The 10,249-nt window shown below is 58.3% G+C and carries 9 protein-coding genes; 6 read left to right on the top strand and 3 right to left on the bottom strand.

From position 1 onward, the window contains the following. Positions 1 to 47: 47 nt before the first annotated feature. Positions 48 to 1,568: a fumarate hydratase gene (locus ACH518_RS05605; protein WP_445372187.1), complete on the bottom strand. Its 1,521-nt coding sequence runs from the start codon at positions 1,566 to 1,568 to the stop codon at positions 48 to 50. A 304-nt stretch (positions 1,569 to 1,872) separates the two neighbouring features. Here ACH518_RS05605 and ACH518_RS05600 point away from each other — a divergent pair, with 304 nt between their 5' ends. Continuing rightward, positions 1,873 to 2,931, top strand: coding sequence for a TIGR03790 family protein (locus tag ACH518_RS05600; protein WP_445372186.1), 1,059 nt, complete (start codon positions 1,873 to 1,875; stop codon positions 2,929 to 2,931). A 6-nt stretch (positions 2,932 to 2,937) separates the two neighbouring features. Here ACH518_RS05600 and ACH518_RS05595 read toward each other — a convergent pair whose 3' ends face one another. Next, entirely contained in the window at positions 2,938 to 4,311 is a 1,374-nt protein-coding gene (locus tag ACH518_RS05595; RefSeq protein WP_445372185.1) for a diguanylate cyclase, read from the bottom strand. 34 nt (positions 4,312 to 4,345) lie between these two features. Then, positions 4,346 to 4,948: a nitroreductase family protein gene (locus tag ACH518_RS05590; protein WP_445372184.1), complete on the bottom strand. Its 603-nt coding sequence runs from the start codon at positions 4,946 to 4,948 to the stop codon at positions 4,346 to 4,348. Positions 4,949 to 5,057: 109 nt separating this feature from the next. Here ACH518_RS05590 and ACH518_RS05585 point away from each other — a divergent pair, with 109 nt between their 5' ends. The 5 genes from ACH518_RS05585 to ACH518_RS05565 all read left to right on the top strand — a co-directional run bounded on the left by ACH518_RS05585 (position 5,058) and on the right by ACH518_RS05565 (position 10,184). Next, positions 5,058 to 5,267 carry a hypothetical protein gene (locus ACH518_RS05585; RefSeq protein WP_278209856.1) on the top strand — a complete coding sequence of 70 codons (210 nt, stop codon included), beginning with the start codon at positions 5,058 to 5,060 and terminating at the stop codon, positions 5,265 to 5,267. Positions 5,268 to 5,495: 228 nt separating this feature from the next. Beyond that, entirely contained in the window at positions 5,496 to 8,327 is a 2,832-nt protein-coding gene (gene ileS / locus ACH518_RS05580; RefSeq protein WP_445372183.1) for an isoleucine--tRNA ligase, read from the top strand. After that, positions 8,320 to 8,799, top strand: a complete 480-nt coding sequence (lspA, locus tag ACH518_RS05575; protein WP_140913823.1) for a signal peptidase II — start codon at positions 8,320 to 8,322, stop codon at positions 8,797 to 8,799. Before ileS ends, lspA begins: the two co-directional genes overlap by 8 nt. A 161-nt stretch (positions 8,800 to 8,960) precedes the next feature. Further along, positions 8,961 to 9,434 carry a CYTH domain-containing protein gene (locus tag ACH518_RS05570; RefSeq protein ID WP_140913822.1) on the top strand — a complete coding sequence of 158 codons (474 nt, stop codon included), beginning with the start codon at positions 8,961 to 8,963 and terminating at the stop codon, positions 9,432 to 9,434. A gap of 81 nt (positions 9,435 to 9,515) precedes the next feature. Next, positions 9,516 to 10,184, top strand: coding sequence for a tetratricopeptide repeat protein (locus ACH518_RS05565; RefSeq protein WP_260839392.1), 669 nt, complete (start codon positions 9,516 to 9,518; stop codon positions 10,182 to 10,184). Positions 10,185 to 10,249 lie beyond the last annotated feature (65 nt).

The following is a 10,249-nucleotide window of genomic DNA, read 5'->3' as shown; positions in this document are numbered from 1 at the left end:
CGGCACCGAGTCCGCCCGGTAAAGTCAGGCGCTTGCGCGCGACTTACCTACTCCGCGACCACCTTGATTTTGCCGATTTTCGCTTGCCACAGCTTAGGTGCGCTGTTGTGAATAGACTCGCCGCGGCTGTCCACCGCCACGGTGACCGGCATGTCCTCGACCACGAATTCGTGGATCGCTTCCATGCCCAATTCGGGAAAGGCCACGACCCGCGCTTGCTTGATGGCTTTGGATACCAGATAAGCGGCGCCGCCGACTGCAATCAAATACACCGCTTTGTGTTTGGCGATGGCCTCGATGGCTTGCGGGCCGCGTTCGGATTTGCCGATCATGCCCAGCAGGCCGGTCTGTTCCAGCACCGTGTCGGTGAAGCTGTCCATCCGCGTCGCGGTGGTCGGCCCGGCCGGGCCGACCACTTCCTCGCGCACCGGATCGACCGGGCCGACGTAGTAAATGAATTTGTCCTTTAAATCGACCCCGTCCGGTAACGGCTCGCCTTTGTTCAGCAAATCGACGATGCGTTTGTGGGCGGCGTCGCGGCCGGTCAACAAAGTGCCGCTGAGCAGCAGGGTTTCGCCGGGCTGCCAATCGGCAACATCCTGCTTGGTCAGGCCGTCGATGTTGACGCGGCGGGCGGTGCTGGCCGATTGGGTGATGGCCGGCCAATCCGACAGTTTGGGGGGCGTCAAGATGGCCGGCCCGGAACCGTCCAACACGAAATGGGCGTGGCGGGTCGCGGCGCAATTGGGGATCATCGCCACCGGTTTGTTGGCGGCGTGGGTTGGGTAATCCAGGATTTTGATGTCCAGCACCGTGGTCAGACCGCCCAAGCCCTGGGCGCCGATGCCGAGCGCGTTGACTTTGTCGTACAACTCCAGGCGCAATTCCTCGATGGCATTGGCCGGCCCGCGGGCGATCAGATCCTGAATATCGATCGAGCCCATGCAGGCCTGCTTCGCCAAAATCATGGCTTTTTCGGCAGTGCCGCCGATACCGATACCCAGGATACCCGGCGGACACCAGCCGGCACCCATGGTCGGCACGGTTTTCAACACCCAATCGACGATATTGTCGGCCGGGTTCAACATGACGAACTTGGATTTGGCTTCCGAGCCGCCGCCTTTGGCCGCGACTTCCACGTCCACTTTATCGCCGGGCACCAGTTCCATATGCACCACCGCCGGCGTGTTGTCTTTGGTGTTGAGGCGCTTGCCGGCCGGGTCGGACAGGATGGAGGCGCGTAGCACGTTGTCCGGATGCAGATAAGCCTGGCGCACGCCGGCGTTGACCATCTCGGTCACGCTCAATGTGGCGTCCCAGCGTAGGTCCATGCCGATCTTCAAAAACACCGTAACGATACCGGTATCCTGGCAAATCGGCCGCCGGCCTTCGGCGCACATCCTGGAGTTGATCAGAATCTGCGCCATCGCATCCTTCGCCGCCGGGCTTTGTTCTTGCTGATACGCGGCGTACAGCGCGTCAATGAAGTCTTTGGGGTGGTAATAGGAAATGAACTGCAAGGCATCGGCGATGCTTTGGATAAAATCGGCTTGGCGGATCGTGGTCATAATGGCTCTCGGCTTGGCGGGCAATCGCCGTTGCGCCTATGGCGTCAGGCATTCCCGATGGCGAACGATGCGGCACAAACGGCCGCGGCAATGAAGCCCGGATTGTACTTGAAACCGCGGCGCTGCCGGTCGGCAAAAATCGCGGCCTGCCGCTAGCCGGAATGGAGCGGCACAGGCGATATTGGCGATTGGATCGATAATCGGCCGCTTCCAGGTTTGAAATCGAGGCGGCGTCGGCTATGCTCGGGGTTTAGCAGGCCGCCGGCTTATCGGACCAGGCCGCCCTTTTCTGGAGGAGAATCGAGTGTTCAACGCCAAACCGTTTCAATTATTGCGGCTGATATTGGCCTTGGCCTGCTTGCCCGGCAGCGTGCAGGCCGAGGCGATTTCGCCGTTGTACCGCCCGGCGCCGGCCCTAAGCGGGCACGATCTGGCGGTGATCGTCAACGATGCCGATCCACTGAGCCGGCAGATCGGCGAATATTACAGCCAGCAGCGTCAAATTCCGGCCGAGCAGATCATCCATCTGCAGTTTCCGCCGCGGCAGGCGGTGATGTCGCAACGTACCTTCGAAGCCCTGAAACAGCAGGTCGACGCCAAAACCCCGGCCCACGTGCAGGCGTATGCCTTGACCTGGCTGCTGCCGTTTCGGGTGGATTGCATGTCGATCACGACGGCATTCGCGGCCGGTTACGATCCGGCGTTTTGCGCCAAAGGCTGCCAGACCACGCGCAACAGCCCCTATTTCACTTCCGAAACCGATAAGCCGTTTAAGGCCCACGCCTGGCGGCCGACCATGGCGGTGGCCGGCAAAACCTTCGCCGAGGCCAAGAAATTGATCGATACCGGCGTAGCGTCCGATTACTCGCATCCGCAAGGCGCCGCTTATCTGCTGAAAACTTCGGACAAGGCGCGCAGCTCCCGCGCCCAAACCTTTCCGAAAGTGGCCGAGGCGCTGCAGAATTTTTGGCCGGTGCACTATCTGGAGCAGGACTACATCAGCGGCCGCCAGGACGTGATGTTTTACTTCACCGGCCTGACCCATGTGCCGCATCTGGCCGAAAACCATTATCTGCCGGGGGCGATTGCCGACCATTTGACGTCGGCCGGCGGCGTGCTGTCCGGCGGCGGCCAAATGAGCATCACCGAGTGGCTGAGCGCCGGGGCCACGGCCAGCTACGGCGCGGTGGTGGAACCGTGTAATTTTCCGGCCAAGTTTCCGAATCCCGGCGTGGTACTGTATTTTTACCTGCGCGGCAGCAGTTTGATCGAAGCGTACTGGAAGAGCGTGCAGCAGCCGGGACAAGGCATATTTGTCGGCGAACCGCTGGCCAAACCGTTCGCCTACCGGCCGAAGACTTGACCGCCGCTAGCCGGCTACGATCAGCCGGTTACGACCGGCTTCCTTGGCGACATACAGCGCCTGGTCGGCCCGGTTCAGCAGCTCGGTCCGGTTGCTGCCGTGATCCGGAAAAATTGCCACCCCGATCGAGACGCTCAGTTCCGGCAGTTGCTGATTGCCGAACTTGACATGCAGATGCTCCACTTCCATCCGTAAACGCTCCAGCCGGCGCAAAATTTTATCCGGATCCACTTCCGAAGTAACCACGACGAATTCCTCGCCGCCGTAGCGGCAAACGATGTCGCTACCCTCGCGAAAGCCGTTCATCAATTGGCCGGTTTTGGTCAAAACTTCGTCGCCGGCATCGTGGCCGTAGTTGTCGTTGAAAACCTTGAAATGGTCAATGTCGATCATCGCCACGGCCAACATTTTGTTGCTACGCCCCATCCGCAAGATTTCCCGATCCAGCACCTCCTCCAGAAAGCGGCGATTGAACAAGCCGGTCAACGGGTCGCGGATCGATAATTCGTGCAGTTCTTCGCGCAAGGTCAGATTGGCCAAAGCCAAGCGTGCGCTATCTGCCGCCGCTTCGGCGATAGATAGGGTGCGTTCAATGTCGTCGCCCTTGGGATCGGCGAAACGGGGCTCGATATAGATCAATCCCAGGCCGCGGGTGTGGGCCAACAACGGGATGCATAGATACGGAACGGATTCGGAGCAAACGTGGCCGCAGCTGGGATTGATCGAATTACCGCAACGGGCGATGTGGATACGGCCGCGGCGCATGCCCCAGCATTCGTCAGGGTTGAATACCGCTTCCAGCCGGGTATCGCCCCAAGAGTCTTCCAGCACCAACGAATTGCCGGCGGCGTCCAGCATGTAAAGCCCGCCGCTGGATTCCGGGAACAGGCGGACGAACGCTGCCTTCATGATCGGATAGGCTTCGTCCATTTTCTGGCAGCTCTGCAGCAGATCGGTCATTTCCCGGACCAATTGCATGTGCAAGATCGCCGCTTCCAATTCGCGCTGAGCCTTGTTCAAGGCCGTAATGTCGCGGGCAGCGGCAAAAATGCCGGCGATATTGTCGTCTTCGTCGCGGTAGACCGAGGCGTTGTACAGCACCTCGGTAATCTTGCCGGAAACGTGGCAAATCGCCAGCGGATAATCGGTAACCTTGCCTTGCGAAAACGCCAGACGGTAACCGTCGCGGGCTTTTTGCGGATCGGTGAAATAGTTGGAGAAATCGCTGCCGATCAACTCCTTGCGCGGCACGCCAGTAACTTTTTCGGTGGCGCTGTTGACGTCCATGATTTTACCGTCGGCGCTGATGGTGACCAACGGATCGAGACTGGCCTCGATCAGGCTCCGCGCATACGATGTTTTTGCAGATTTCACCAACATGCCGAACCGCCGGATTGGATGTTAAGAGTACGGATTAGTCGAAGGTTTTGCCCCAGTGTCCGCAATAGAAGCGCTGCTCCAAAGCCGCCCGGCTGCGTTCGCCGCGCTCGCCGGCCTGAAAATCCTCGGGCAGGATCGCGGCGTCCGCCGGATAGCCCACCGCAATCATCGCCATCGGCGTGCAGTCATCCGGCAGACCGAAACTTTGCCGGGCCAGATCGGCATCGAAACCGCCCATTTGGTGAGCCGCCAAACCCAACGCCGTGGCCTGCAAGCAGATGCTCAACGCGGCCGCGCCGGTATCGTAGGCTGCCCAACGGTTCGGCTTACCGTTGTGATTAAAATTATTCATGGCTACCGCCAGCAGCAACAGCGGCGCGTTTTGCGCCCATAGCCGGTTCTTTTCGGCAACGACGTTCAGCGCGATTTGCCATGCCGCCCCATCACCGAATTTGTCGCACACGATAAATCGCCAGGGTTGGTCGTTGAAACAGGACGGCGCCCACCGCGCCGCCTCCAGCAAAGCGGTCAGATCGCGCCGGCTGACCGGTTGGTCGGCGGCAAACGCGCGCGGGCTCCAGCGTTCGGCGATCAAGCCGTTAATTTCGACCGCGGTTTGGGCTGGTTTTCTATGCATAAGGATCACCCGAAATCAGGAATGAAAAAAAGGTTTGCGCGTTCCGGTTTTGTCGCTAACATGATAGCGAATCAAAACTATAACAATAAATTCAACCGGGAGCGGTATCATGCCAAAAAAAAGCCTGTGGTGGTTATTCAGCATTTGCGCACTGGCCGCCGCGGCCGGACCGGGGCGTTCTTGGGCGGCAAACCTGCTGGCATTCGAGACGGTGTTCGCCGCAAGCGCTTCCGAATACGACCACCCGTTGACGGCAATCGGCGTCAGCCTGCTGATCGGCGCGGTATACGGGCTGTACTGGCTGCGTAACCGGGCCTGAACCGCCGCCATCATCCGCCGCCGAAAATACCGATTCGGCGGCCCTGCAAAGCTCTACCCTCGCCATTACGGTTCCCTGCTTCGCGCAGCCGGCGCTTTATAGCGCTTGCCGGTTGGTGCTAGAATCGCGCGTTTACCATTATTAAACCGTTCGGCAAATCGGCGCAAGCGTTCGGCTTCAGCGGCCGGTGTCGGCGATTACGCGCCGGAATGCTACGCAGAAAACACCATGACCATCGATTATAAACAAACCCTGAACCTGCCCAAGACCGAGTTTGCGATGAAAGCCAATCTGGCTCAGCGCGAACCGGAGATGCTGAAACAGTGGAACGAAAACCAACTGTATCAAAAGATTCGCGAGGCTTGCGCCGGCCGGCCCAAATTCATTCTGCACGACGGCCCGCCGTATGCGAACGGCGCGATTCACATCGGCCACGCGGTGAACAAGGTGTTGAAGGACATCATCGTCAAATCCAAAACCCTGGCCGGTTTCGACGCCCCCTACGTGCCGGGCTGGGATTGCCACGGCTTGCCGATCGAATTGATGGTGGAAAAGTCGGTCGGCAAGGCCGGCGTCAAAGTATCGCCGGCCGAGTTTCGCAAGGAGTGCCGCGCTTACGCCAAGAAACAGGTCGGCATTCAAAAAGAAGAATTCATCCGCTTGGGCGTATTGGGCGATTGGGACAATCCTTATTTGACGATGGATTTCGCGTTCGAGGCCGACATCGTCCGCGCCCTGGGCCGAATCGCCGCCAAGGGCCATCTGAGCAAGGGCTTCAAACCGGTGCATTGGTGTACCGATTGCGGCTCGGCGCTGGCCGAAGCGGAAGTAGAATACGAGGACAAGCATTCGCCGGCGATCGACGTGCGTTTTGCCGTCGTCGACGAGCATGCCTTCATGGAAAAGTGCCATCATGCCGGCGATCGCGAAGGCCAAGGCCCGCTGTCGGTGGTGATCTGGACCACCACGCCCTGGACTCTGCCGGCCAACCAAGCGGTGGCATTGAATCCGGAGCTGGAATACGCGGTGGTGCAATGCGAAATCGACGGCCAAACCGAACGGCTGTTGCTGGCTGAAGCATTATTAAAAGATGCGGTATTGCGCTACGGCATCGGCGAGCACCACATCGTCGGCTACTGCAAGGGCAACGCGCTGGAAGGCCTGTTGTTGCAGCACCCGTTCTACGACCGGCAGGTGCCGATCATCCTCGGCGACCACGTTACCACCGACGCCGGCACCGGCGCCGTGCATACCGCGCCCGGCCACGGCCAGGAAGACTATGTGGTCGGCATGAAATACGACCTGCCGGTCGACAATCCGGTCGGCAGCAACGGCGTGTTCCTGCCCGGTACCGAGTTATTCGCCGGCCTGCACGTATTCAGCGCCAACGACAAGGTCTTGGAAGTGTTACGCGAGCGCGGCCGCTTGCTGCACCACCACGCCTTGCTGCACAGCTATCCGCATTGCTGGCGCCACAAAACCCCGATCATTTTCCGCGCCACGCCGCAGTGGTTTATTTCGATGGAAAAGAACGGTTTGCGCGATACCGCCTTGAACGAAGTCAAACGCGTCGATTGGGTGCCGGACTGGGGCCAGGCGCGGATCGAGGCGATGATTTCCAACCGCCCGGACTGGTGCATCTCGCGCCAGCGTACCTGGGGCGTGCCGATCGCCTTTTTCGTGCATAAAGAAAGCGGCGAACTGCATCCGCGTAGCGCCGAATTGATCGAGCAAGTCGCGCAGCGCATCGAACAACAAGGCATCGATGCCTGGTTCGAACTGGATGCGGCCGAATTGCTGGGCGCCGACGCCGAGCACTACGAAAAAGTCGCCGATACGCTGGACGTTTGGTTCGATTCCGGCGTCACTCATGCTGCCGTGTTGGAGCGCCGCGAGCAATTGCGCTTCCCGGCCGATTTGTATCTGGAAGGTTCCGACCAGCACCGCGGCTGGTTCCAGTCGTCGTTGATGGCCTCGGTGGCGATGAACGACGTCGCGCCGTATAAAGAGGTGCTGACCCACGGCTTCACCGTCGATGCCGAAGGCAAGAAAATGTCCAAATCCAAGGGCAACGTGGTACTGCCGCAGACGGTGATGAAATCGCTGGGTGCCGACGTGTTGCGCTTGTGGGTGGCCAGCACCGACTACCGCTACGAAATGTCGGTGTCCGACGAGATTCTGAAACGCACCTCCGACGCCTACCGCCGCTTGCGCAACACCGCGCGCTTTTTATTGGCGAACCTGGACGGCTTCGACCCGACGCAACATCTGGTCGGCAAGGACGATTTAGTGGCGCTGGACCGCTGGGTCGTCGACAAAGCCTGGCAATTGCAGGAAGAAATCAAGGTGGCTTATAACGAATACCAATTCCAGGTGATCTACCAAAAAGTGCTGAATTTTTGCAGCATCGACTTGGGCGGTTTTTATCTGGACATCGTCAAGGACCGCCAGTACACCGCCAAGGAAGATTGCCTGGCGCGCCGTTCCGGCCAGACCGCGATGTACCATGTCATTGAGGCACTGGTGCGCTGGCTGGCGCCAATCACCAGCTATACCGCCGACGAAATCTGGCACTTCATCCCCGGCCAACGCGGCGAGTCGGTATTCCTGGAAACCTGGTACCAAGGCTTGTTCCCGCTGGAAGCCGATGCCGCGATCAACCGCGACACCTGGGACAGGGTCATGGCGGTGCGCGCGGCGGTGTCGAAGGAACTTGAAGCCTTGCGCAAAGACGGCGCGATCGGCGCATCGTTGAATGCCGAAGTCGATTTGTATTGCAACGAAGTTTACGGCGCCGAATTGAACAAACTGGGCAAAGAGTTGCACTTTATTTTCATCACTTCCAATGCCGGCGTTTCCGATATGCAGTTCTGCCCGGACGATGCGGTTGCGACCGATATCGACGGTTTGAGAATAAAGGTCAGAGTATCCGAGCAGCAAAAATGCGTGCGCTGCTGGCACCAACGTTACGACATCGGCGAGCATCCGGAGCATCCGGAGTTGTGCGGCCGTTGCGTGGAAAACGTGGCCGGCAATGGTGAGACCCGTCGTTATGCTTAAGTGGCTTTGGGTTTCGGCGCTGGTGCTGATATTGGACCAAGCCAGCAAACTGACGGTCGACGCAACGATGCAACTCTACGAATCGATTCCGTTGCTGCCGAATTTCAATCTGACTTACGCCCGCAATACTGGCGCCGCCTTCAGTTTTCTGGCTCAGGCCGGCGGCTGGCAGCGCTGGCTGTTCGCCGGGCTGGCAGTGGTAATGAGCGGTATCATCGGCGTCTGGTTGTACCGACTGAAACCATATGAAACCCTGATGGCCTGGGCCTTGTCGCTGGTACTTGGCGGCGCGATCGGCAATCTGATCGACCGGGTGGCTTACGGTTACGTGATCGATTTTCTCGACGTTTATTACCAAAACTGGCATTGGCCGGCGTTCAATATCGCCGATTCGGCGATTTGCATCGGCGTCGGCCTGATGTTGCTGGAAAGCTTCGGCGTCGGCCGCAAAAGCGCCGATTCGCCGGCATAATCCACAACAGTTCCAATGCGCCGTCCGGCAATTCGGCGGCGCGCCCTCCATCTGCCTCAGTCTACCCCGAGTCGGCGTCTGCGCCCGGTTCGCCCACCCGAAGTCCTGAAAAGTCCGCTCCCAGCCATTATCATGTCGCTTTTGCCGCGAGGAAACACAGCATGGCGCTCGAAGTGGAACACAAATTTTTATTGGCTAACGACGCTTGGCGTGACGAAGTCGAGGATTCGGTTTTATACAAACAAGGCTATCTGAGCGGGAGTCCGCTCAGCTCGATCCGAGTACGGATTTCCGACAGCCAAGCCTGGTTGAATATTAAAAGCGCGACGATCGGAACCCATCGCCTCGAATTCGAATACGAGATCCCGTTGGCCGACGCCGAGCAATTGCTGGCCGAGCTCTGCCATAAGCCGGTGATTGAAAAAGTCCGCCATTTCGTACGCCGCGAGCCGCATCTGTGGGAAATCGACGAATTCCTCGGCGACAATCAAGGCTTGATCGTGGCTGAGATCGAGTTGTCGCAAATTGGCGAATCTTTTGCAAAACCGACCTGGCTGGGCCAGGAAGTGACGGACGATTTGCGCTATTACAACAATAATTTGGCAAAAAATCCGTTCAAGGATTGGGATAAATAACAATAATTTACGAGAAGTATTGAAAAGCGAGGTGCAATGCTCTATATTTTCTGTATGAGCAAAGCTACTGTTGTTGTTTTTTTGATACTTTTCGCGACCCCGATCTGGGCGTCGGAGCTGACCCATGCCATCGACAATTTGGAGGGTGAGTGGGCCAAGGTGTATTACCAGAACGACGAGAGCTTACAGCGCAAAGCCTATCCGGCTTTGATCGACAAAGCGGCCGAGTTGGGCAAACGCTTTCCGCGCGCCGCCGAACCGAAAATCTGGCAAGCAACCATCATCGCCACCAACGCCGAATTTCAGTCATCATTGGATGCATTGGCTAGCCTGAGAGCTGCCAAAGGCTTGTTGGAAGAAGCGATTGCATTGCAACCCGAGGCATTGGATGGCGCCGCTTATGTCACGCTGGGCACCTTGTATTACATGGCGCCCGGCTGGCCCATTTCTTTCGGGGACAACCAATTGGCCGAACAAATGTTAAAGGCCAGCCTGAAAATCAATCCCAACGGCATTGATGCCAATTATTTCTACGCCGATTATTTGCTGCAGCAAGACCGCAGTGCCGAAGCGGAAGAATATTTGCGTAAAGCGGTGCAAGCACCGTTACGCAAAAACCAGTATTTTGCCGACAGCCAATTGCAGAACGAGGCCAAACTGGCCCTGACCAATACGCAACAACGAAAATCGAATACCGGCAAAAATAAATTTCAAGCGATATTTACGACCGCGACCTACAGCGCCGATTAAAACCGGCTGGGGCGTTCGATTTTTGGATGTAGAATAACCCTACTTTCATTCCGGCGTGCCGCCCC

It is taken from the genome of Methylomonas sp. HW2-6 (assembly GCF_052474525.1).
The sequence above is the reverse complement of the archived record's forward strand: the minus strand, read 5'-3'. Positions and strand labels throughout refer to the sequence as shown.